The 21,133-nt window shown below is 75.8% G+C and carries 21 protein-coding genes; 10 read left to right on the top strand and 11 right to left on the bottom strand.

Features of this window, described 5'->3' with window-relative positions:
* Positions 1–62: 62 nt before the first annotated feature.
* Entirely contained in the window at positions 63–1,562 is a 1,500-nt protein-coding gene (locus tag WDV86_RS14650) for a glutamate-cysteine ligase family protein (protein ID WP_339568375.1), read from the top strand.
* Between the two features lie 25 nt (positions 1,563–1,587).
* Here the strand turns inward: WDV86_RS14650 and WDV86_RS14645 are convergent, their stop codons facing one another.
* The 5 genes from WDV86_RS14645 to WDV86_RS14625 form a co-directional block, all read right to left on the bottom strand.
* Positions 1,588–2,049 (bottom strand): PPOX class F420-dependent oxidoreductase, encoded by a 462-nt coding sequence (locus WDV86_RS14645; RefSeq protein WP_339568374.1) that lies wholly within the window; start codon positions 2,047–2,049, stop codon positions 1,588–1,590.
* A 55-nt stretch (positions 2,050–2,104) separates the two neighbouring features.
* A complete protein-coding gene (locus tag WDV86_RS14640) occupies positions 2,105–3,127 on the bottom strand; it encodes an NAD-dependent epimerase/dehydratase family protein (RefSeq protein WP_339568373.1) in 1,023 nt (340 codons plus the stop codon).
* Positions 3,124–6,030, bottom strand: a complete 2,907-nt coding sequence (locus WDV86_RS14635) for an alpha/beta fold hydrolase (RefSeq protein ID WP_339568372.1) — start codon at positions 6,028–6,030, stop codon at positions 3,124–3,126. The genes WDV86_RS14640 and WDV86_RS14635 overlap by 4 nt, the downstream gene beginning before the upstream one ends.
* A 66-nt stretch (positions 6,031–6,096) precedes the next feature.
* On the bottom strand, positions 6,097–7,122 hold the full coding sequence (locus WDV86_RS14630; RefSeq protein ID WP_339568371.1) for a 3-oxoacyl-ACP synthase III: 1,026 nt from the start codon (positions 7,120–7,122) through the stop codon (positions 6,097–6,099).
* A 196-nt stretch (positions 7,123–7,318) separates the two neighbouring features.
* On the bottom strand, positions 7,319–8,017 hold the full coding sequence (locus WDV86_RS14625) for a histidine phosphatase family protein (protein ID WP_339568370.1): 699 nt from the start codon (positions 8,015–8,017) through the stop codon (positions 7,319–7,321).
* A gap of 155 nt (positions 8,018–8,172) precedes the next feature.
* Here WDV86_RS14625 and WDV86_RS14620 point away from each other — a divergent pair, with 155 nt between their 5' ends.
* Both WDV86_RS14620 and WDV86_RS14615 read left to right on the top strand, forming a co-directional pair.
* On the top strand, positions 8,173–8,529 hold the full coding sequence (locus tag WDV86_RS14620) for a hypothetical protein (RefSeq protein WP_339568369.1): 357 nt from the start codon (positions 8,173–8,175) through the stop codon (positions 8,527–8,529).
* 5 nt (positions 8,530–8,534) lie between these two features.
* The gene (locus WDV86_RS14615; RefSeq protein WP_339568368.1) at positions 8,535–8,978 is read left to right on the top strand and encodes a hypothetical protein; all 444 of its coding nucleotides are present in this window, start codon (positions 8,535–8,537) and stop codon (positions 8,976–8,978) included.
* A gap of 361 nt (positions 8,979–9,339) precedes the next feature.
* Here WDV86_RS14615 and WDV86_RS14610 read toward each other — a convergent pair whose 3' ends face one another.
* Positions 9,340–9,648 (bottom strand): EthD family reductase, encoded by a 309-nt coding sequence (locus WDV86_RS14610; protein ID WP_339568367.1) that lies wholly within the window; start codon positions 9,646–9,648, stop codon positions 9,340–9,342.
* A gap of 89 nt (positions 9,649–9,737) precedes the next feature.
* Here WDV86_RS14610 and WDV86_RS14605 point away from each other — a divergent pair, with 89 nt between their 5' ends.
* Both WDV86_RS14605 and WDV86_RS14600 read left to right on the top strand, forming a co-directional pair.
* The gene (locus WDV86_RS14605) at positions 9,738–9,977 is read left to right on the top strand and encodes a hypothetical protein (RefSeq protein WP_339568366.1); all 240 of its coding nucleotides are present in this window, start codon (positions 9,738–9,740) and stop codon (positions 9,975–9,977) included.
* A 149-nt stretch (positions 9,978–10,126) separates the two neighbouring features.
* On the top strand, positions 10,127–10,690 hold the full coding sequence (locus tag WDV86_RS14600; RefSeq protein WP_339568365.1) for a hypothetical protein: 564 nt from the start codon (positions 10,127–10,129) through the stop codon (positions 10,688–10,690).
* Positions 10,691–10,747: 57 nt separating this feature from the next.
* Here the strand turns inward: WDV86_RS14600 and WDV86_RS14595 are convergent, their stop codons facing one another.
* Entirely contained in the window at positions 10,748–12,196 is a 1,449-nt protein-coding gene (locus WDV86_RS14595) for a hypothetical protein (RefSeq protein ID WP_339568364.1), read from the bottom strand.
* A 184-nt stretch (positions 12,197–12,380) separates the two neighbouring features.
* Between WDV86_RS14595 and WDV86_RS14590 the strand changes: the two genes are divergently transcribed.
* Entirely contained in the window at positions 12,381–13,721 is a 1,341-nt protein-coding gene (locus WDV86_RS14590) for a hypothetical protein (protein WP_339568363.1), read from the top strand.
* A gap of 96 nt (positions 13,722–13,817) precedes the next feature.
* Here the strand turns inward: WDV86_RS14590 and WDV86_RS14585 are convergent, their stop codons facing one another.
* Positions 13,818–14,333 (bottom strand): XRE family transcriptional regulator, encoded by a 516-nt coding sequence (locus WDV86_RS14585; RefSeq protein WP_339568362.1) that lies wholly within the window; start codon positions 14,331–14,333, stop codon positions 13,818–13,820.
* 91 nt (positions 14,334–14,424) lie between these two features.
* Between WDV86_RS14585 and WDV86_RS14580 the strand changes: the two genes are divergently transcribed.
* On the top strand, positions 14,425–14,883 hold the full coding sequence (locus WDV86_RS14580; RefSeq protein ID WP_339568361.1) for a nuclear transport factor 2 family protein: 459 nt from the start codon (positions 14,425–14,427) through the stop codon (positions 14,881–14,883).
* A gap of 114 nt (positions 14,884–14,997) precedes the next feature.
* Here the strand turns inward: WDV86_RS14580 and WDV86_RS14575 are convergent, their stop codons facing one another.
* Both WDV86_RS14575 and WDV86_RS14570 read right to left on the bottom strand, forming a co-directional pair.
* Positions 14,998–16,332 (bottom strand): M15 family metallopeptidase, encoded by a 1,335-nt coding sequence (locus WDV86_RS14575; protein ID WP_339568360.1) that lies wholly within the window; start codon positions 16,330–16,332, stop codon positions 14,998–15,000.
* A 232-nt stretch (positions 16,333–16,564) separates the two neighbouring features.
* Entirely contained in the window at positions 16,565–17,473 is a 909-nt protein-coding gene (locus WDV86_RS14570) for a helix-turn-helix domain-containing protein (protein ID WP_339568359.1), read from the bottom strand.
* Positions 17,474–17,645: 172 nt separating this feature from the next.
* On the opposite strand from WDV86_RS14570, the gene WDV86_RS14565 reads away from it, so the two are divergent.
* The 3 genes from WDV86_RS14565 to WDV86_RS14555 all read left to right on the top strand — a co-directional run bounded on the left by WDV86_RS14565 (position 17,646) and on the right by WDV86_RS14555 (position 19,709).
* A complete protein-coding gene (locus WDV86_RS14565) occupies positions 17,646–18,011 on the top strand; it encodes an SDR family NAD(P)-dependent oxidoreductase (protein WP_339568358.1) in 366 nt (121 codons plus the stop codon).
* A gap of 89 nt (positions 18,012–18,100) precedes the next feature.
* Positions 18,101–18,586, top strand: coding sequence for a hypothetical protein (locus WDV86_RS14560; protein WP_339568357.1), 486 nt, complete (start codon positions 18,101–18,103; stop codon positions 18,584–18,586).
* A gap of 145 nt (positions 18,587–18,731) precedes the next feature.
* Entirely contained in the window at positions 18,732–19,709 is a 978-nt protein-coding gene (locus tag WDV86_RS14555; protein ID WP_339568356.1) for an MSMEG_6728 family protein, read from the top strand.
* A gap of 97 nt (positions 19,710–19,806) precedes the next feature.
* Here WDV86_RS14555 and WDV86_RS14550 read toward each other — a convergent pair whose 3' ends face one another.
* Positions 19,807–21,126 carry an AI-2E family transporter gene (locus WDV86_RS14550; RefSeq protein WP_339568355.1) on the bottom strand — a complete coding sequence of 440 codons (1,320 nt, stop codon included), beginning with the start codon at positions 21,124–21,126 and terminating at the stop codon, positions 19,807–19,809.
* Positions 21,127–21,133 lie beyond the last annotated feature (7 nt).

The following is a 21,133-nucleotide window of genomic DNA, read 5'->3' as shown; positions in this document are numbered from 1 at the left end:
GGCGGCCCGAGCGCCGTGCGGCGGGGCTGGCGCGCGGGCCTCGCGGGTGGTCGGATCGCGGGATGGGTGACGAGGTCTCGGGCATCGTCGCGACGGCGGAGGGCCGGCGGCGCTACCGCGAGCGCCTGCGCAGCCAGCTCGAGGTGCTGCGGCAGATGCTCGACGCGGGACTCTTCACCGTCGACGACGCCCTGACGGGCATGGAGGTCGAGCTCGCGCTGGTCGACCCCGCGGCGCGTCCGTCCCGGGCCAACCGGGAGGTCCTCGCCACGCTCGGCGACCCCGACGTCACCACCGAGCTCGGCTCGCACACCATCGAGCTGAACGTCCCTCCCGCCCGGCTGCAGGGCACCGGCGCACTGGCGCTGGAGGAGGACCTGCGCACCCGGATGGAGGCGGCCGACGTCGCCGCCCGGGCGCACGGCGCGCGCGTGGTCATGATCGGCATCGTCCCGACGCTGCTGCCGGACGACCAGAGCGAGGGGTGGATGACCCGCTCGCCCCGCTACCAGGCCCTCGACGAGGCGGTCCGGGCCCAGCGCGGCGAGGACCTGCTGCTCGACATCCGCGGCGAGGACGAGCGGCTGCTGGCCCACCTGCCGTCCATCGCGCCCGAGGCGGCGTGCACGTCGGTCCAGCTGCACCTGCAGGCCTCGCCCGAGACCTTCGCCGCGGTCCACAACGCTGCGCAGCTGCTCGCCGGACCCCAGGTCGCGCTGGCCGCCAACTCGCCCTTCTACGCCGGTCGCCGGCTGTGGGACGAGTCACGGCTGCCGGTCTTCGCCCAGTCCACCGACTCCCGCCCGCCGGAGCTGGCTGCCCAGGGCGTCCGGCAGCGGGTGCTGCTCGGGCACGAGTGGACGACGTCGGCGTACGCGCTCTTCGAGGACGCCGTCCGGCACTACCCGCCCCTGCTGCCCGAGCTCGGGGAGGAGGACGCGCTGCGGAGCCTGCAGCGCGGCGACGTCCCCCGGCTGCCCGAGCTGCGGATGCAGAACAGCACCGTCTGGCGCTGGAACCGCCCCGTCTACGACGTCCACGGCGGCTCGCCGCACCTGCGGGTGGAGAACCGCCTGCTGCCCTCGGGGCCGACGGTCGTCGACATGGCCGCCAACGCCGCCTTCTGGTTCGGCGCCGTCCGGGCGCTCGCGCTCGGCGACCACCGACCCTGGGAGGGGGACAGGCTGCCCTTCGACGTCGTCGCCGGCTCGCTGACCGCAGGCGCCCGCTCGGGCCTGCGCTCGAGGCTGCCGTGGCCCGACGCCCGCAGCGGAGAGGTCGTCGAGCGCGACGCCGCCGACCTCGTCGTCCGTACCTTGCTGCCCCTCGTGCACGAGGGCCTCAGCGGCTGGGGCGTCGCCGAGGACGTCTGCGACCGCTACCTGACCGTCCTCGAGCAGCGCGCCACCAGCGGCCGGAACGGGGCGCAGTGGCAGCACGACGGCGTCGCCGCAGCCGCCGAGCGCGGCATCGACCGTCGAGAGGCGCTGCACGGCATGCTCAACCGCTACGCCGAGCTCATGCGTGAGGGCGAGCCGGTCGGGACGTGGCCGGCGGGCTGAGAGGGCCGCCCCGACGCAGAGGTGCTCAGGCCAGGCGCGCGGGGAAGCCGCCGGTGGCCACGGGGCTCCACCGGGTCGGCGTGATCCGCACGAGCGCCTTGCCCTGGCGGGCCATCGCCGCGCGGTAGTCCTCCCAGTCGGGGTGCTCGCCGGAGATGGAGCGGAAGTAGTCCACGAGCGGCTCCAGCGCCTCGGGCATCTCGAGCAGCTCCGCGTCGCCGTCGACCTGCATCCACGGGCCGTCCCAGTCGTCGGACAGGACGAGGACGCTCGCGCGCCCGGCGGCGCGGACGTTCGCCGACTTCGCCCGCTCGGGGTAGGTGGAGATGACGAAGCGGCCCTGCTCGTCGACGCCGCACGAGACCGGAGAGGCCTGCGGTCCGCCGTCGGAGCGTCGGTAGGTGATGAGGACGACCCGGTGGCGCGGACGCGCGAAGTCCAGCATCTCCTCGCGGCTGACCGACGTCGACGTGGCGATCTGCGGCATGCCCGGCACGCTACCCATGCCGTGCCCCCGGGCTCCGGCGACCGGCCTCGGAGCGTCAGGGGGCCGAGGCCGCCAGGCGCCGGAAGCCCTCGTCGAGCCCGACCCGGGGAGCCCACCCGAGCGCGCGGCGGGTCTCGCGCTGGTCGAACCAGTGGGCCGTCGAGAGCTGCTCCGCGAGGAAGCGGGTCATCGGCGGCTCGTCCGGGCCGGGGCGCAGGGCCCAGAGCGCCTCCACGAGCGCACCGACCGCCCGGGCGAGCGCCGCCGGCACCGAGCGCGACGGCGGCTCGACCCCGTGGGTGCGGCACAGCGAGGCGATGAGCTCGGCCACCGTGCGCGGCTCGCCGCTGCTGACGACGAAGGCGCGGCCGTGCACGTCGGGGCGGTGCGCGCGGGCGCACGCGGCGACGAGCGCGTCGGCGGCGTCGTCGACGTACGTGGAGTCCATGAGCGCCGTGCCGCCCGACAGCAGCGGCATCCGCCCCTGCTGGGAGCGCTGGACGACCCGAGCGACGAGCTGGGTGTCGCCCGGCCCCCACACCAGGTGCGGGCGGACGGCGACGACGGCGAGGCCGCGGCCGTCGGCGGCCAGCGCGAGCTGCTCGGACAGCGCCTTGCTGCGCGCGTAGCGGCCGCGGGCGCCCTCCGGATCCGCCGGCCCGGCGGGCGCGCCGACGAGGGGGTCCCCGGCGTGGGCGACCGAGGGGGAGGAGACCTGCACGAAGCGGCGGGCGCCGGCCGACCGCGCGGCCTGCAGCATCCGTGCGGTGCCCTCGACGTTGGTCCGCCGGTACTGCGCCCACGGCCCCGAGACCGAGACCTTGGCGGCGCAGTGGACCACCGCCGCCGCGCCCGAGAGCGCCTCCGCCAGAGCGGGTCCGCTGTCGTCGGCGGACAGGTCCACGGCGGCGTCCTGCACCGGCCCGGCTCCCGGGCCGAGGTCGGCGCCCACCAGCCCGCTGGGGCTGCGCTGCAGCGTGCGGACCGGGTGTCCGGCCACGGCCAGGGCCCGCGCCGTCCTCCGGCCCAGCATCCCGCTGGCGCCCGTGACCACGACGAGCCCCCTCGTCGCGCTCACGACAGGCCCCGCGTCGCGGGGCGTCGCCGCACCGAGGTGCCCACCCGCCGCAACGCCCCGGCCGCGCCCGTCGCCCACGGAGGGGTGGTCGGCGTCCACGGCGGGCTGACCGGCCGTCCGGACAGGCGCTGGGCCGCCCACGCGGCGACGGCCGCCCGGTCGACCTTGGAGTCGTGGCGGACGTCGGTCGGCAGCTCGGGCACGAGCAGCACGGCTGCGACGTCAGGCCGCCCCGGGAGGGCCAGGACCGCGGCCCGGACCGCCCGGACGAGGTCGTCGGGCGCTCCGCCCGCCCTCGCCGTCGGCGGGTCGGTCTCGGCGACGACGACCAGCGCCTGCGTGCCCGCCGGGCCGACGCCGACGACGGCCGCGCGCGCGAGGCCGGGCACCGACGCCGCGGCGAGCTCTGGCCCGACGGGCGTGACCACCCCGCCGGGCGTCCGCACGAGGTGCGCCAGGCGGCCCTGCACGACGACCTGCCCGTCCTCGGCGAGGTAGCCGACGTCCCCCGTGCGGTGCCAGCGACGGCCGTCGGCCTCGACCAGGCGGCTGGCGTCCTCGGTGGCCCACAGCTGGTCGTAGCGGTCCTTGCCGTGCGGGGCGTCGACGAGCAGCTCGCCGAGGACACCTGCGGCCTGCGTCGGCGCACCACCGGCAGCGCCCCGGGCGTCGAGGGGCGCGACGGCCACGCTCACCCCCGCGAGGGGGTGACCGACGAGGACGCCGTCGCGCGCCACGCCCGCCTCGGCCGCGGCCCCCAGGGTCATGAGGTCGACGTCGCTGACGGGCAGCACCTCCGTCATGCCGTACGGCGTGCGCAGGCTCGCCGACGGCATCAGCCGGGCGACGCCCCGCAGCAGACCCAGGGCCACCGGGGCGCCGGCGGACAGCAGCGTGCCGACGCCGGCCAGCGCCGTCCGCGCGGGCCCGTCGAGTGCGTCAGCGGTCGCGACGACGTTGGCGAGCGCCGCGGGAGAGGCGAAGACGACCGAGGCGTCGACGGCCGCGACGGCGTCGGCCAGGGCCGAGGCGGTGAGCGTGCGGGGGGCCGTCACGTCCATCGCCGGGCTCGCCGACAACGCCCCGAGCGCCGGCCCGAGCAGCGCGAAGGGGGCGAAGGCGGCCACGAGCGCCGTGCCGCGGTCGACGCCGTAGGCGCGGGCCACCGCGGCGCACATGCCCGCGAGCCCCGCCCCGGTGTACACGGCGCCCTTCGCTGGCCCGGTGGACCCGGAGGTGAAGAGCACGGCGACGTCGGCGGCTGCCGACGGCTCGGGCAGCCGCAGCGACGCGAGCGTCGGACGCTCGCCCGCAGCGGCCCCGCCGACGACGGAACGCCGTCCTCGCTCGCGGGTCGCGGCCACGGTCGTGGCGGCCAACCTGCGCCCCGCGGGGCCGAGCGCTCCCACGCCGACCCGTCGCCCGGGCCACCCCAGGGCCGCAGCGGCGAGCAGTCCGCGCTCGACGGCGAGCAGGTGCGCGGGCCCGGCGCCGCGGACGGCCCGGGACATGCCGCCGACCCCGAGGCCGGCGTCGGCGACGACCACGACGGCGCCGAGCCGCAGGCAGGCGTAGAAGGCCGTCGTCAGGTCGGCCCCTGGCGGCACGAGCAGGCTCACCCGGTCCCCGGGACGGACGCCGTCCTCGGCCAGCCCCGCGGCGAGCTCGGCGACGCGGTGGCCCAGCTCGCGCCAGCTGAGCACGAGCGGGTCGCCGCCGCCCTCGGCCAGCTCGACGACGGCGGGGGAGTCGTCCTCGGCGCGCGCCACGAGGTGCGCCCACAGCGGGCGGCCTGACGGCCAGGCGTCCGGGCGGGCCCGGGGCGTGGTGACCGGTGCGGCTCCCGCCCCGACCTCGCGGGCGGCCAGCCAGCGCAGCAGGAGCGGCCCGAGGTCGACGTCCTCGGGCAGCAGGTGGCCGGCGCCCTCGACGCGGTGGACGTCGGCGCGCGGCAGCCGTGCGCGCAGGTCGCGCAGGTAGCGCTCGCCGAAGACGGGATCGCGCGGGCCCCACACGAGCAGCGCCGGGACGTCGGTGCGGCCGAGCTCGTCGACGCCGGCGGCCACCCCCTCCAGCTCCGGTCGGCTGACGTGCTCGGCGCGCCAGGGGATGTCGCTGACGAAGTCCGCCACGGCGCGGCGGTCCTCGCCCGTGCGGTAGGGCGCCGCGTAGGCCCGGCGGACGTCGGCGGGGGGCACCGGGCGGGTCTGGGCGAGTGCGGCCCGGACGAAGCCGGCGGTGCGGGAGGTGATCAGCGCGTGCGCGCCGGGGGCCGAGACGACGCGCAGCACCGGCGGCAGGGCGTCCCCGGCAGGCGCGTGCACGGCGGTGTTGGTGAGGGCGAGCGCCGCCACCTGCTCGGGGTGCTGCCCGGCCCAGCCGCTGACGACGACGCCGCCCCAGTCGTGCCCGAGCGCGACGACCTGTCCCTGCACCGGGGCCCAGCCGTCGCCGACGTCCGTGCGCAGGACGTCGACGAGCGCGGCGAGGTCGGCGACCCGGTCGGCGAGCAGCCACGGCTCGCCGTCGGCGCGAGGACGCCGGTCGGACAGCCCCATGCCCAGCTGGTCGACGGCGACGACGCGCCACCGCCGGCCGGCCGCGTCCCCGGCGAGCCCTGCGGCGGCGACGTCGCGCCACAGGTAGGACCACGTGGGGTTGCCGTGGACGGCCAGCACCGTCCCCGCCGTCGCCCCCCCGGCGTGCTCGTCGGCCGCGAGCACGGCGCCGGTGTCCAGCAGGTGCCACGTGCGCCGTGTCCCGTCGGAGGCGGGGGCCTCGACGAGGCGCGACCAGCGCGGGTCCACGCCGGGCAGGGCGGCGACGTCGACGTCCGGAGCACCCGGCGCGCGGGTACGAGCACCGGGGGCAGGAGAGGTCGGCGCCGTGGTCAGCGCCGTCATCGGCGGTGAGGCCTCACGGCCGGACCGCCGCGGGCCGCCGGTCGCCGCGCCGGGGGAGGCGCGCCGTCACCACTGGATCTCCGTGAGCGTCGTGTTGAGCCCCGAGCCCACGCCCAGGCACAGCACCCGGTCGCCTGAGCGCAGCGAGGGCGCCTCCATGGCCAGCGTCATGGGCAGCGCAGCCGGGCCGACGTTGCCCCAGCGCGGGAAGGTCAGCGGCACGCGGTCGGTGTCCACGCCGAGCCGCTCGACGAGCGCACGGGTGTGGACGGTGCTGACCTGGTGGAACAGGTAGCGGTCCATGTCCTTCCAGGACCAGCCCTCGGCGAGCGCGTCGTCCCACGCGTCCCCGATGATGCCGACGCCCTCGTCGAGCAGGCCCTTGGCGTCGGTGACCATGCCGTCGTTGCCGCCCACGCACAGCCGGTGGGCCGCGCTGTGCGTGCGCGAGACGCCCCCCAGGACGCGCGGCGCCCCGGCGTGGTCGTCGGCGGGGCCGAGGACGGCGGCCGCGGCGCCCGAGCCGAGCGTCAGGGTGGCGAAGGCGTCGACGAAGTCGCGGCGGGTGGCGTCCTCGGCCGACAGCTGGGCGATCGTCGACTCGTGCACCGGGCGCGCGTCCTCGCCGTCGACGACGAGGGCGTAGCGGACGGCGCCGCCGTCGATCATCGCCGCAGCCACGGTGAGGGCGTTGACGAAGCCCAGGCACGCGTTGGTGATGTCGAAGTTCAGCGCCGAGGTGGGCAGCCCGAGCTCGTGGTGGATGCCGACGGCGACCGACGGCTCGAGGTTCGCGCGGTACACCGACGTGTTGATGAGCAGGCCCACCTGGCCGGGCTCGACGCCGGCCGCCTCGAGCGCCTGGCGCCCTGCCCGGGCGGCCCCTCCGGCGGCGTCCTCGTCCGGCCCCCACCAGCGCCGCTCCGTGATGCCGGCGAGGGTGGCGAGCGACCCCGACCGCAGACGCAGCCGCCGCAGGGTCGGCTCGAGCCGCTCCTCCAGGGAGTCGGACGTGACCACGACGGGCGCCTCGACGGCGCTGGTCGCGAGCAGGGCCGTGCGCTCGTGGTGGATCGTGCTGTTGCCCGACACGTGCATCCCTTCTCCGTGCTCGCTCACGCCCGCCCGGCGGTCCGACGGTGCTGGTGCCCGACCGGCGGGAGCGGGCGGGCGGCCTCCCGCCCGACGCACGGGCGAGGAGTCTGCCACCGCGGTGGCGCCGCGCCGTCGCCCGGCGGTCGTGTCGTCGACGACCACCCGTCATCGCGGCGTCCGTCCAGGCGCCCGCTCACAGCGGCAGCAGGTTCCACCGCCGCACGGTCGGCACGTGGTGGTTCTCGCCCAGCACGCTGAGCGAGGCCGGGCTCAGCTCGAGCGCAGCCGCCGCCGATGGCGGCAGGCCGAGGTAGGTCGCCGCGAGGATGCGCAGCGAGTGCCCGTGCGCCACGAGGCAGACCGGGCCCTCGTCGAGCAGGGGGCGCACGCGGGCGAGGGCGTGCGCGGTGCGGGCGGCGACGTCCTGCACCAGCTCGCCGGGGGTCGCGCCGGGGGCGACGCCGTGGTCGAAGATCTTCCACTCGTAGCCGAGCTCCTCGCGGATCTGCGGCGTCGAGCGCCCCTCGCACGAGCCGTAGTCCCACTCGACGAGATCCGGGTCCTCGACGAGCTCGTGGGTCTCGCCGAGGCCGGCCAGCTCCGCCGTCCGTCGGGCCCGCTGCAGCGGGCTCACCCGGACGGCGTGGATGTCCCACCCGGAGAGCAGGTCCCGCAGCGCCCGTGCCTGCTCCTCGCCCTCGGCGGTGAGGGGGATGTCGGTGCGCCCGGTGTGCCGGCCGTCCTTGGACCACTCGGTCTCCCCGTGCCGCACGATTAGCAGCGGGTGCGGGCCCGGACCGGTGCTGATGGCGTGCGCGCCGGCCGGTGGCGGGCCGAGGACGGCGCCAGCCCCGTCGGCGGAGGCGACCACGTCGTCGTCGGAGGTGCTCATGCGGCCGCACCCTAGGGGGGCCGCTCACGGCGCACCCGCCGGACGGACCGTGGCGAGGGCCAGGCCGGTCGCGGGGGCCGGTCGCGGAGGCCGGTCGAGGGGGCCGGCCGTGGAGGCGGGTCGACGTGGAGGACCGTCGTCCTAGGCTTGCGGCCGTGCTCCTCCCGCTCGCGGTGCTGCTCGGCGCCGTGTCCCTGGCTCTCGCGGCCTGGTCCCTCGTGGGTGCGCTGCGCGCGGTGCGTCCCTCGGGCGGGCAGCTGCTCCTCGCCGCGGTGCTGGAGGTGCTGATCCTCGTGCAGGCGGTCGTCGCCGTCGTGCTCATGGTCGTCGGCACCCCGCCGCTGTCGACGGCGACCTTCGTCGGCTACCTGCTGACCATCGTGCTGCTCCTGCCGGTCGGGGTGTTCTGGGGCCTGGCCGACCGGAGCCGCTGGGGCAACGGCGTCCTCGCCATCACGGCGGTCACCACGGCCGTGCTCGTGCTGAGGCTCGAACAGATCTGGAACCGGTGAGCGGCATGTCCCCGACCTCTGGCAGGCCCGCGGGGCCTCCGTCCGACCTCCGGCCCGCGCTGCGCTCGGGCCCGGGCCGGCTGCTCGTCGCCGTCTACGGCGTCTTCGCGATCTCGGCGAGCGCCCGGGCCGGCGTCCAGATCGTCACGAGCTTCTCGGTGGCGCCGCTGGCGTACCTGCTCTCGGCGCTCGCCGCGGCGGTCTACGTCGTCGCGACCGTCGCGCTCGTGCGCTCCAGCGAGCGCTCGCGCCGCGTCGCGCTCGTGTCGGTGACCACCGAGCTGGTGGGCGTCCTCGCCGTCGGGGCGCTCAGCGTCGGCGACCCGCAGGCCTTCCCGGACGAGACCGTGTGGTCGGGCTTCGGCGCAGGTTACGGCTACGTCCCGCTCGTCCTGCCCGTGCTCGGGCTGTGGTGGCTGTGCTCCCAGCGGCCGCGCCGTCCGGTCTGAGGCGGGGGCTGCCGCGGCCAGGCCCCGCTGCCCGCAGCACCGGGGGCCCCGGGGCCGGCCATGGTCGTGCGGACGCCGCTGGGCTCGTCGACCCGGTGCTGCTCGACGGCACCGAGCTCGGTCAGCCCGGTGACCTCCGCGTCCGTCGCCCCCGGCCCGACGTCGAGGTCCGCCGCGCCCGACCCTGCCCGCGACCAGCCCTACCGGGCCCGAGGCACGCCAGTCGCCTGCGTGCGACGTCCTGCCCGGTCGCCGTCCGGGGGCCGAGGCCTGGGCGGCGTCCGAGGACCCCGGTGACCCCTCGAGAGGTCCAGGGCGGGAGGTCGTGCGCGTGCGGGGTGCGCCCTGCGGAGCGCCCTGGTCAGGCGCCGACCTGGGAGAGCAGCAGGCGGCAGCCGCCGGTGGCGATGGACCTGACGTCGTCGACGAGCGCCCGGCCCTCCGGCGAGGCCAGGGCGGCGCAGGCCGTGGCGTAGTCGACGAAGTAGAGGTCCGCCGTCCGGTAGGCGGGGGTGTCGGACCCGTCCTCCTTCGGGAAGACCTTGGCGGTCTCGACCCGCTGGACGTCGGGCACCTTGCCGGCGAGGTCGGCGTGCGTACTCGCGTAGCGCTCCTCGAACTTCTGCGGGTCCTCGGGGTTGTCGTAGACGACGGTCAGCTTCACGGTCATGGCCGGACCGTAGGGGTGCGCGCGGGAGCGCGCACCGCGGCGCCTCCTGCTCCCGCACCGGGGCAGGAGCGCCCACTACGCTGCGCGAGGTGAGCACCAACGAGGTCTACCAGTCCACGACGACGGTGCTCGTGCGCCGCCTCTTCGCCGCCCTCGCCGCCCTCGCCCTGCTCGGAGGGACGGTGTTCATCCTCCTCGAGCCGACCAACTACTCGGGGTGGGCGGCGGTCACCTTCGCCTCGGTCGCCCTGGTGCTCGTGCTGCGCCGTCGTCAGCAGACGACTGACGGCCAGCTGCTCCGCCGCACCCACCTGCGGGCGAAGGACTGACCGCGCCCCTCGGGGACGGACTCTGCTCCTCGAGGGCGGGCGAGGCTGTTCGGGGCGAGAGCGGGGAGCTGCGCCCGTCGTGCGCTGCGCTTCCCGGGCCCGCAGGGTGGGTGGGTCCGCACCCACCCGCACCACCGGAGGAGCGCACCGTGGCATCCACCCTCTCCCGCGTCCTGCACGACGTCGGTCTCGCCGCCTGGTTCGGCGGCACCCTGGCCAACGCCGTGGCCCTCAACTACGCCGCCTCCACGCCGGGGGACCCGAAGGAGTCCGGCCGGGTCGTCAACGCCGGCTGGAAGCGGTGGACGGCCGTCAACGCCGTCGCCATCGGGGTCCACCTCACCGGTGCCGTCGGCCAGCTGGCCGACAACAAGGACCGTGTCAGGTCTCAGCCCAGCGTCCGCTCGGCCAGCGCCGTCAAGACCGTGCTCACCGTGGCCGCCCTGGGAGCCAGCGCCTACGCCCGCAAGCTCGGCGCCACGGTCGCCGAGCGGGAGGACGTCGCGGTGCGGGGCGGGACGACGCCGTCGTCGCAGACCCCGCCCGACGTCGCCGACGCCCAGCGCCAGCTGGCCGCGCTGCAGTGGGTCGTGCCCTCCCTGACCGGCTCGATCATCGGCGTCACGTCCTACCTGGGGGAGCTGCAGCGGCCGCCCGCGAAGGCCGTCGGCCTCGTCGACCGGGTCGCGCGCTCGGCGGCCGAGAAGCACTAGGACGGCCTGGGGCGCGGACCCCGTCGGGGCTTGCCCGGCGGGTGTCCGCGCCCGTGGTCACGGCCGGTGGGCGGTGAGCCGGCCACGGACGAGCACGATGCCGCGAGACCCTTTGTGCCGCAGCGTCCCGACCGCCGTCTGCGCCTGCCGGCGGACCACCAGCGCGGCTCGCCGCCCCGGGCCGGCGAGCACGACGTCGGCTGCCGGCCACGGCGCGAGTGCTTCCCCTGCCCACCGCCGCGCCTCGGCGGCCGTCGGCTCCAAGGCCAGACGTCGAGCCACCCCGAGCGCGGCGCCGCGCAGGTCCGTCTCCCACGGCAGCAGCGGCAGCACGCCGGCGACCTCCCGGGCCACGAGAGCCGGCCCGGGGTGCTGGCCCGCCGCGAGCGCCGCGACGAGCAGCGCGGCGTCGACGTCCGCCTCGACCGACCCCGTCCGCGCCACGTCGTCACGCAGCCATCCCGCCGACTCCTCGTCCGCCTCGCCGCTGACGCGCACGAGGTGCAGGCCGGGCCCCGACGTCGCACCGGGGGAGTGGAGCACCACCTCGCCGGCCAGGGGGGCGTCGGCGCCGGCGAGCACGGCCACCTGCGGCGCCAGCGCCGCGACGAGCGGCGCGAGCACCTCGCGCAGCGTCCGCTCGGCCGGACCGGTCACCCGCAGGCCCGGGACGCCGCGCGTCCGGCACCGCTGCACGGCCCAGAGGGCGTAGCCGACGAGCAGGGGGGCGAGCACCCCGGTGGCGCTCGGCGTCCGCGGGTCCTCGTCGCCGTCCGCCGCGAGCAGCAGCCGCGCCCGGCGGGAGGCGCCGGCCAGCGCCGAGGAGGTGCCGCCCGTGGCCGGCGCGGCCCGGTCCAGACGCTGCTCGTCGCGCGTGAGGCGGCCAGCCGGCGCCCACGTGCCCTCGACGCCCGACAGCCGCGCCATGAGGGCGTCGGAACGGCGGTTGTCCCCGCGGTGACGCCACGCGCGGGGCCGACCGCCGAGGGCGGCAGCGACGGCGGCGTAGGCCTCGCCCTCGCCCTTCTCGGCGGCCAGGTCGCTGGAGGTCCACACGAGGTCGCCCTGCTCGACCACGCCGCAGCGCGCCAGCAGGGTCCGCACCTGCTCCGCGGTCATCGGGGTGTCGGACAGGAAGCCGACCTGCGCCCCACGGCCGCGCTCGGCGGCCAGCAGCGCGCCGGCCCCGGGCAGCTCACGGGTGAGGGACAGCTCGACGTCCAGCTCGACGGCGAGCAGGCGGTCGGCGTCGGCAGCCGGCAGGCCGAGCAGCCCGGCCAGCTCTCGCACGACGTCCGCCAGCGTGCGGCCGGGCCCGAGACGTCGGCGCGCGAGGTGCTCGGCCCGCTCGCGGGTCTCGACGAAGACCTCCGCGTCGACGTCGATCAGTCCCTCGCCGCGCAGGCGGGTGGCGACGAGGTAGCCCACCTGGCGCGGCTCCCCGAGAGCCCGGGTGATGACGGTGTCGAAGACGTCGGTGGTGAACAGCTCACGGGGCACCGGCACGGGTCCTCCTGTCGTCGAGCACGTCGCGGGTCAGCCTCGATCCTGGCGGAGCGTGACGCACCACTGGGCCGGACGGCGGAAGCGGCGCCCTGAGGTCACCCGTTGCGACGACGTCCTTCCGGGCAGCGGTGCTCGTGCCCTACGGTCGCGACCAGGAGGCACGGCGCACGGGCTTGGGGGAGCGATGACGCAGGTGCAGACGGCGGTCCGGCGCGTCACGCCGGCCGGCCCGGGCGACGGCCGGCCCGGCCGAAAGGAGCTCGCCGCGAGCCGGGGCCAGCTGCTGGCCCGCCTGCTGCTGCCCCGTGCCCGCGAGATCTTCCTCAAGCTCCCGCTGGTGCCCCTCGGGGCGCTGACCGCCGTCGTGGCCCGCGGCGAGCTGCCGACCGCCGCCGCGCTGGGGCAGCTGCTCGTGCTGTGGGTGCTCGTCGAGCTGCTCGCCTACCAGGCCCGCTACCAGCTGAACGACCTGCGGGACCGGGCCGCCGACGCGGCGCACCCCGAGAAGGCCTCGCGCGGGCGTCTCAGCTTCCCGTGGACGCCGGCCCGGGCGGTGGCGGTGTGGACGAGCGTGGTCGTCCGGGTCGCGCTCGCCGTCGTCCTCGCGGTGCTCCTGCCCGGTGCCGCCGGCCAAGCCGCCACGGTCTTCCTCGTGGTCCTCGTCGTCGTCTCGGGGACCTACGAGGCCCTGCGCGAGCGGATCCGGCGGTCCCCGGCGGTCGAGCCCGGCGGCACCCGCGCCCGCTCGCTGGGCGTCCCGGTGCTCGTGTGGGTGCCGATGGGCTACGGGCTGCGGGTGTGGGCCGGCTACCACGCCATGGCGGCCGGCGAGCTGCCCGCGCTCCTCGGGCTGCTGCTCGTCGTCACCGTCCTCGCGACCTTCGCGGCGAGCGTGCTCGTCGCCTGGGCCCTGGAGGCGACGACCTTCCTGCGGGGTCGAGGAGAGCCGCCCGCGGCCGGGCTGGGACGCCGGGCGCACCTCGCGGTGCTGCTCTCGCACGCCGGGCTGCTGGTGGTCGAGGGCACCGCCCGCCGGCCCGTGCCGGGCCCGGACGTCGTCGTCGCCAGGGACCGCCCCGCCCGCTCGGCGCTCGACCTGCGGGCGTGGGACGTCGCCGCCGCCCTCGGCCTGCTCTGCGCCTACGCCGCGGCCGGCGTCGCCGGGGGAGCGGACACGCTCGGCTGGGCCGTCCTGGCGGCTGCGGCGCTGCTCAGCGTCGCTGCACCCTCGGTGCTGCACCTGCGCAGCCGCCCCGGCGCCGGCCCCTGGGACGCCCGACCGCCCTGGCTCGCCGTCGGCTCGCTGGCCGCCGTCGTGGCCGTCGAGGTGGCTGCGCTGGCGCTCGCCCTCGTCGTCCTGCTGGTCGTCGACCCCGCGCAGGCCCGCCTGCTGTGGCTGCCGGCCTTCGTCGTCTTCCAGGTCGGCTCCACCCGCACCAGCTCCTACCGGCGCGGTTTCGGGCCTTTCTCCCTCGTCCGGCGTCCGCTCGCCTGGGCGAGGGCGCGAAGGGGCGCCGACGCCTGATGTCGCCGCTCGGTGCGTGGGGGAGGGCTCAGGGACGGCCGCCCCAGGTGCTCGTGGAATGCCGTGGTGCTCAGCCGCGCACGGTCCGACGACGCGTCACACGGTGACCAGGTCCGAGGCGATGGTCGCAGCGACCTCTGGCCTGAGGCCTCCCCTCGGGAGGAGGTCGACGGGTGCGCCGACGACCCCCGAGGCGGCACGGGTCATCCCGGCAAGCCCCACGAGGCCAGTACCCACCGGTACGTCGACCAGGACGTCGACGTCACTGTCGGGGCCGTCCTCGCCTCTCGCCACGCTGCCGAAGATCTCAGGCCGCGCGTACCCGGCCTGGCGCAGCGCCTCTCGCACGTCGTCCCGGTGCTCCTGCAGGCGTCGGCCGACAGGCCCGGTGAAGACCGCTCCGGCCGGCGGGGTGACCTGTCGCAGCGAGATCTCGAGCTCCAGGCCGGCGGCTTCCACCAGACGTCGGAGAACGGGGAGGGACGGCTGGACCCGGCCGCTCTCGTAGGCGCTCACCGCGCTCTGGGGCATCCCGGCCAGCTCGCCCAGGTCTCGCTGCCGCAGCCCGGCGCGTCGCCGCGCCTCACGGATCAGTCGCCCTGGTGCTCTCACCCGGCCAAGACGTGCGATCGCATGTCCGCGTGGCGGTACCCGCGTCCGTCACGTCACGCCACCGTCGGGGGGTCTGGGTAGCGTCTTCGTCATGGCGATGGGTGGCGGCGTCCTGGAGCGGCTCGACCGGCTGGAGGCTGAGGCGGAGATCCGCCGGCTGGGGCACGAGTACTGCCACGGCGCCGACAAGCGAGACCGCGACCGATTCGCGGCCGTCTGGGCCGACGACGCGGTCTGGCAGGTCTCGCCGACGCAGTCCTTCTCCGGCGTCGAGGAGATCTGCGCCGCCGTCGAGTGGCAGTGGAGCACCTTCCTGCAGATGCACCACTGGACCGCCAACCTGGTGGTCACCCTGGACGGCGACGAGGCGTACGGCGAGGCCGACGTCAGCGTCACCACGCAGCTCGCCGACGAGTCCTGGGTGCGCGGAGGCGGCGTGTACCGGGACACCTACGTGCGGACCGACGCCGGCTGGCGGATCGCCCGGCGCGAGGCGGAGCAGAGCTTCCTGCTCGACCCGCAGCCGACGGCGGGGGAGCCGGAGGAGTGATACGCCGCCGGGGCAGGGCCGTTGTCAACCGCTCCCGCTTCCGTCGGCGAGGGCACGGCGCACCGTTGTTGCAGGTCGAGGCGTCGGCGGAGGTCGTCGGGGCTCTCGCGCCGCTCACCGGTCGTTAGCGCTGAAGTGCTGGTAGTCCTTGAGGCTCCGCCACGAGCCGCCCCAACCCCACCCCTGTGCGGCGAAGGCCCGAACCATGACGTCGCCAGGCTTGATCATCCCCGGGACGTTCTGGTCGCGGTCGACGTACCTGCCGGCCGTCGCCGGCTGGATGGTGCCGCCCTGGACGTACGGGTTGACGAGAGGATTGATGTCGACGGCCGTCCCGTTGCTGTGCTCGCCCGGGCGGCAGTTGTAGGCGCTGGTGTTGTTGGCGCGCATCGAGGCCTCGTCGTCACCGCCGTAGCGGGCCGCGCTTTCCATCCGCTCGATGGGGAATCGTCCCTCGTAGGCGGTCCGCAGGGCACGCACCACCGGCTCGACGGCGGAACGATGGAGCACCAGCTCGCCGCGGTGGGCGACGCCGTCGGCGCCGTAGTACGGCAGGAGCACCCGCCTCAGATTGGTCGGGTCGACGCAGCCGGGACGCCAGGTGGCGCCGAGCTGGTCTCGCGTCACCGTCAGGGTGGTCACGTCGAAGAAGGGCAGGCCCGGTGTGGTGCGGGCGCCGGCCCACCCCGTGTACCAGACGGGCGTTCGTCCCCGGTAGACGACGAGGTTGCCGTCGTCCTGGACGGCCAGGCGGGCGGCGCCGCCGTAGGTCCCCGAGTGCCAGACCGCCCGACCGGCGGGCGTGTACAGGACGAGGTTGCCGTCGGCCTGCTGCACGAGGCGGACGCCACGGACGAAGGTGCCGCTGTTCCACTGCGGCGTGCCGTCCGCGCGGTAGACGACGAGATTGCCGTCCTGCTGCAGCGACAGCCTCGTCCTGCCGTCCGGGCTGCGCAGCTCTTGACCGGGGGACAGCTGCATCCCTGCTGCGAGCTGGTCAGACCGCCCGGGAGACAGGACGAGCCCGCGGTCCCAGCCGCTGTACCAGACGGGCGTGCTGCCGGCGTACGCCACGAGGTTGCCATCGTCCTGGAGCAGCAGCCGCGTGGAGCCGTAGGACTGCGAGCTCCACAGAGGACGTCCGGATGTCGAGTACAGGACGAGGTTGCCGTCCGACTGGTGCCGAAGGGCCACCCCTTCCGGGGAGAAGGTCATGGTCGCCCACACCGGCCGGGCGCCGGCATAGACGACGGCGTTGCCGTCGGCCTGGACGGCCAGCCGGTACCGGCCGTCGGGTGAGGTCAACACCGTGGAGTCCTGCGGCTGCGCCAGGGCCGGAGCTGCCAGAACCATGAGCACGGCGCTCAGGACGACGGTGAGCACCGACGTGCGGCGTCGCGTCGTCCAGCGACGACTGCCACGCCCGCGGTCCGACTGCCGTCTCGGCATGCGCCCCCCTCACAAGTCCACGATGTGCTCCGCCGAAGGGTGGCACCTGCTGGGGACTCGGCGTGGAGGAGGAGCACCTTGAGGCAACCAGCGGCCGCAAGGCTGAGGCCCCCCTCGCAGGGCTTGCACCCCGGCCCCGCCGGCGGCGTCGCTCACGTCGGCGTCGACTAGTCATGTCATAACGTCGATTATCGGCTTAAGACCCCGCCAAGCGGTCGAGGGTGCGCATTGCTCATGACCCGGGCCGCACGACGTCCACGCCGTCAGGCGTCGGCGGTCTCGAGGAGGCACCCAGGAGTCCTACCTGCAGGCCGGTGACCCGGAGCAGGTCGAGGGCGCCCGCCGCGGCGTGGTCGGCGGCGGTGAAGACGACCAGGCGCACGTCGCAGTCGTGCGCGGTCAGGACGTCGCAGTCGAGTTTGAGGTCACCCACCGACGTACCGGTGACTGTCTTGCGCTGGCCGGCGTGCCGGGCGACGTCAGGCTGGTGCCACAGGTGCTCGAACCGAGGGCTGCTCGCCACCAGCGCCTCGACCAACGACACCACCCGAGGGTCCTGGGGGTACCGCAGGGCCGTGCCCCGCAGGTCGCTGACCAGTGAGCGCTCGTGCGCGTCGACGTCGGCGTGCACGATGCGGCTGCCGCCCGTGAAGTGCCGCCACAGCACGTTGCCCTCCAGGTCTTCCGACCGAACCGTCCCTCGCCGTGTCCTCACGACCGGGTCGTCGAAGAGGGCCAGCCAGAGGTCGTTGGCGTCCACGAGGTCCCAAGTCGCGTCGTAGACGGCCACCGGCACGTCACGCAGGCGGTCCACCATGCGCTGGACGCCTGGGGTGACGTGCCGGCTGACGACCCCCCGACCTCGCGGGGCGTGCCCGGCCAGCCTGGACAGCTCGTCGGCCTCCTCGCGGGTGAGGCACAACGCCCTCGCCAGCGCGTCGACCACGGCTGCGCTGGGCGTGGCGCGGTCCTGCTCCAGGCGCTGGAGGTAGTCCGCGGAGACGCCAGCCAGCCAGGCCACCTCCTCGCGACGCAGACCGGGGGTCCGCCGCGCGCTCCTCGGCCGGGGAAGCCCGACGTCCACAGGACTCAGGCGTTCGCGCCAGGCGCGCAACGCCTGGCCCAGCGTCACGGTGCTCACGGCCAGCAGTGTGCCCGCACCACCAGCCCCGAGCCTGGCCCTCGCAGGGCCACACCGCCCGTCCGCGGCCGGACCAGGATCGACCAGGCGACGTCCCCGGCCGGCTCCAGCTGCCCGGGACGACGGGCCACCTGCCCCGCGACACCCGTCTCCCCAGCTTCGAGGAGCTCTCATGCCTACTGCCCTGATCACCGGAGGCCACGGCGGCATCGGCCGCGAGGCAAGCCGCCACCTGGCGGCCCACTACGGCTGGGACCTGGTCCTGGCCGGTCGGGACCTGCCGGCGATGCACTTCCTCGCCGCGGACCTCCAGGCCCAGCACCGCGTGCAGGTCACGAGCGTGGAGATGGACGTCGCGTCCCTCGTCTCGGTGCGCGAGGGCAGCCAGCAGCTGACCGCGATGGTCCAGGCCGGGACGGTGGGGCGCCGGCTGCGCTGCTCTGCAACGCGGGCGCGCAGTTCCGCGGGCCGGTCCGGTACAGCCCGGACGGGTACGAGCTCACCTTCGCGACCAACTGCCTCGGTCATCTCCTCCTGACGACGACGCTCCTCCCCGTCCTCACCGACACCGCTCGCGTCGTCTTCACCGCCAGCGGGACCCACGACCCGGACACCACGGACGGGAGGATGGTCGGGCGGGCCCTCCTCCCCGACGCGCAGGCCCTGGCGCACGCCGGGAAGGACGGCCGGTCGCTGCCGCCCTTCGGCAAGCGGTACTCCACCGCCAAACTCTGCGAGGTGATGTACGCCTACGAGCTGCACCGCCGGATGCGGAGCACCGGCAGCGCCCGGAGCGCCATCGCCTTCGACCCCGGCTCCGTCCCCGAGACAGGGCTGCTGCGCACCATGCCACCCGCTGCCCAGCGCGTCGCGCGCACCCGAGCGGTGAAGTGGGCGATGAGGCGCGCGGGCGTGACGAGCAGCACGGCGAGCTTCGCCGGTCAGAGCCTCGCCGGCGTCGCCGCGGACCCCCGGCTCACCGAGGCGTCGGGGACGTACCTGCAGTGCAAGGAGGGCGTCCTGGCCCCGGCGCGGTCGTCCGTGACCTCCTACGACGAGCGCCTCGCCGCCGAGCTGTGGGTCGCCAGCGAGGCGCTGACGAGCGCCACCTAGGTGGACGTGGCCGGCCCGGGACGACGGGGCGGGGCCTCAGGGCTGGGACGACGGGGCGGGGCCTCGGGGCCGGGAGGTCGGGGCCGCGACGTCCGGGCAGGCCCGCGGTCAGGCCCCTCCTGCCGTCACCGGCGAGGATGGCTCCGTGCAGACCTTCCTCCCCTACCCCGACTTCGCCCGCAGCGCAGAGGTCCTCGACTCCCCGAGGCTGGGCAAGCAGAGGGTGGAGACGCTGCAGATCCTGCGCGCGCTGGAGCTGCCCGACTACGGCTGGGCCAACCACCCGGCCGTGCTGATGTGGCGGGGGTGGACGCCGGCGCTCGTCGTCTACGGGCTGGCGTGCGTGGACGCGTGGTGCCGGCGCGGGCACGCGGACGGCACGGCCGACCTCATCGGCGAGTTCGCGCCCAAAGTCGTGGGTCTCCCCCAGGACGAGCTCGCGCGTGCGGACCTCCTGCCGCCGTGGCTGGGCGACGACGTCGTGCACCGCAGCCACCGCTCCGCGCTGCTGCGCAAGGAGCCCGACACCTACGGCGAGGTCTTCGCGGGTGACCCCGACGACCTGCCCTACGCCTGGCCCGAGCCGAGCGAGCCGCTCGTGCGGCCCGAGCGGGACGGGCAGCCCCTGTGGGTGGTGCGCCCCGGCGACGCCGCCACCCTCGCGGCCTTCCTCGCCGACGGCGTCATCGGCCTCTCGACCGGCTCCGGGGTCGACGTCGACGTCGTCGAGGGCCTCGCCGAGACCGGGCGGCTGGCCCGTGAGGCCGAGGCCGCCCGGGCGTCGGCCAAGGGCGAGGAGCCCGGCGACCTGCCCGAGCCCGACGTGCGAGCGCTGCTCAAGCGCATCCACCCCGAGCGTCGGCCCGGCAAGGAGCTGCGCCAGCTCGACGCCTTCGTCCACGACCTGAAGATCGGTGACGAGGTCGGGCTGCCCATCGAGGGCGAGCAGGCGTTGCTCGTCGGCGAGGTCGTCGGCGACTACACCTTCGTCCCGCGCAAGGGTGCCCCAGCCCCGCACCGCCGGGCGGTGCGCTGGGGCGGGCGTCTGCCGCGCGCCGCCGCCCAGCCCCCCGCAGCGCTGCAGGACCCGCGCCGCCTCTTCCGGGTCAGCGTCGGCTCCTGAGGCTCACCCCCGGGCGAGCCGGCCACGGCATGCACGAGGCGTCCCGCCACCGGCGAGCACGTGCGCCCGGTTCACGACCCCGGCTCAGGACCCGGGCTCAGGGCGTCGCGCCCTCGGTCGCCTTCGTCGTGTCCTCGCCCTCGTCAGCCAGGCGCTCGACCTCCTTCTTCTGCCCAGGGGACATGGGCGGCTTGCCGCCGCCCCCGTCGGGCTCCTCGTCGATGACGGCCTCGCGCACGTAGCGGAGCACCACGGTGGTGACGGCGACGACGGGCACGGCGAGGAAGGCGCCGATGATCCCGGCCAGCGTGCCGCCCGCCGTCACCGCGAGGATGACGACGGCCGGGTGCAGCGCGAGGGTCTTGCCGACGAGGATCGGCTGCAGGACGTTGCTCTCGACCTGCTGGACCGCCAGGACCAGAAGGGCCACCAGCAGGGCCGTGAAAGGTCCGTTGGCGAAGAGCGCGACGAGCACGGCGATGATGCCGGTCGCCACGGCACCGACGATGGGGATGAACCCGCCGAAGAAGACGAGCACGGCGAGCGGGAAGGGGAAGGGCACGCCGAGGGCCCACAGCCCCAGGCCGATGAACACCGCGTCGACAAGAGCCACGGCCGCCTGCGAGCCGATGTACCCGCCGAGGGTCTTCCACACCCGTCCGAGCAGCTCGTCGATGTGGTCGGCGACCTTGCTGCCGCTCCACAGGTGCAGCCACGGCAGGAAGCGGGGGCCGTCCTTGGTGAAGAGGAACGCGAGCACGAGGACGAGCAGCAGGGTGATGAGGGCGGAGCCGACCGTCGTCAGGCCCGTCAGCAGCCCGCCGCCGAGGGACCCGGCGATGTCCTCCGCGCTGGACTGGATGCGCTCGACGCCCTGGTCGATCCACTGGGTGATCTGGTCGCCCTCGACGCCGAGGAGCCCGTTCTCCGTGGCGTCGGTGATGGTCTGCTGGACGGTCTCGAAGCCACCCACGACCTGGTCCTGCAGGCCCGCGGCCTGGGAGATGACGCGCGGGATGATGAGGGCGAAGAGCCCGACGATGGCCCCGAGGAAGGCGAGCAGCGCGATGGCGGCCGCCAGCGCCGCCGGCATGACCCTGCGCATCACCTTGACCCCCGGCCACAGGATCGTGGAGAGGATGAGCGCGAGGATGACGGGCAGGACGATCACCCACAGCTGCTGGACGACCCACAGCAGCGCCACGATGCCGACGACGATGACGAGCACCCGCAGGACCCACAGCGCCACGGCCGTCGCGGCCTGCTCCAGGCGGCCGAACCGGCTCTTCGGGTGCATCCGCGGCGGGCGCATCTCGACGACCGCGTCGACCGCGCGCTCGTGGACGGTCTCGGCGTCGTCGACGACGGCCACGCGCTGGGGGCGACGAGCGTCGCGCAGACGTTCGAGCAAGGTCATCTCAGGG

The organism is Pseudokineococcus sp. 1T1Z-3, from assembly GCF_037482365.1.
In the GTDB taxonomy this organism is placed as follows: domain Bacteria; phylum Actinomycetota; class Actinomycetes; order Actinomycetales; family Quadrisphaeraceae; genus Pseudokineococcus.
Note: the sequence above shows the minus strand (reverse complement) of the source record. Positions and strands in the feature narration are given on the sequence as shown.

Bases quoted from the DNA above. Each gene is read 5' to 3' on its own strand.
- WDV86_RS14650 (WP_339568375.1), top strand. From the start codon at position 63: ATGGGTGACGAGGTCTCGGGCATCGTCGCGACGGCGGAGGGCCGGCGG.
- WDV86_RS14645 (WP_339568374.1), bottom strand. From the start codon at position 2,049: ATGCCGCAGATCGCCACGTCGACGTCGGTCAGCCGCGAGGAGATGCTG.
- WDV86_RS14635 (WP_339568372.1), bottom strand. From the start codon at position 6,030: ATGACGGCGCTGACCACGGCGCCGACCTCTCCTGCCCCCGGTGCTCGT.
- WDV86_RS14625 (WP_339568370.1), bottom strand. From the start codon at position 8,017: ATGAGCACCTCCGACGACGACGTGGTCGCCTCCGCCGACGGGGCTGGC.
- WDV86_RS14615 (WP_339568368.1), top strand. From the start codon at position 8,535: ATGTCCCCGACCTCTGGCAGGCCCGCGGGGCCTCCGTCCGACCTCCGG.
- WDV86_RS14610 (WP_339568367.1), bottom strand. From the start codon at position 9,648: ATGACCGTGAAGCTGACCGTCGTCTACGACAACCCCGAGGACCCGCAG.
- WDV86_RS14590 (WP_339568363.1), top strand. From the start codon at position 12,381: ATGACGCAGGTGCAGACGGCGGTCCGGCGCGTCACGCCGGCCGGCCCG.
- WDV86_RS14580 (WP_339568361.1), top strand. From the start codon at position 14,425: ATGGCGATGGGTGGCGGCGTCCTGGAGCGGCTCGACCGGCTGGAGGCT.
- WDV86_RS14575 (WP_339568360.1), bottom strand. From the start codon at position 16,332: ATGCCGAGACGGCAGTCGGACCGCGGGCGTGGCAGTCGTCGCTGGACG.
- WDV86_RS14565 (WP_339568358.1), top strand. From the start codon at position 17,646: ATGCCTACTGCCCTGATCACCGGAGGCCACGGCGGCATCGGCCGCGAG.
- WDV86_RS14560 (WP_339568357.1), top strand. From the start codon at position 18,101: ATGGTCGGGCGGGCCCTCCTCCCCGACGCGCAGGCCCTGGCGCACGCC.
- WDV86_RS14550 (WP_339568355.1), bottom strand. From the start codon at position 21,126: ATGACCTTGCTCGAACGTCTGCGCGACGCTCGTCGCCCCCAGCGCGTG.